At 54.4% G+C, this 241-nt stretch carries 1 protein-coding gene; it reads right to left on the bottom strand.

Annotation, left to right across the window (positions count from 1 at the left end):
• A partial coding sequence (locus CVH10_RS27095) for a hypothetical protein (protein WP_219925091.1) occupies positions 1 to 241 on the bottom strand: 241 nt, incomplete at both ends.

Consider the following 241-nt stretch of genomic DNA (forward strand, 5'->3'; position numbering starts at 1 on the left):
CATTCGGCATCGCATTGGTAGCGAACAATCCATAAGGACTGAGGAGCCGCGTGCTGTCGATATTCCATCGCGCAAAGAACTGCAGCTTGGGAGAGATGTTGTAATCCACACGAGCCAATCCCGAACGAAACTTCGTGCCATCCGGCGCCGACGACGTGTAATTCAGGTTGCCTTGGCTGAATCCAGGAGTTGGGCGAGCATAGTAGGTCCGAATCAGAGCCACCGCGTTTGGATCGATCTG

The sequence above is a fragment of the Halomonas sp. ND22Bw genome (genome assembly GCF_003011945.1).
Classification (GTDB): Bacteria; Pseudomonadota; Gammaproteobacteria; order Pseudomonadales; family Halomonadaceae; genus Halomonas; species Halomonas halophila.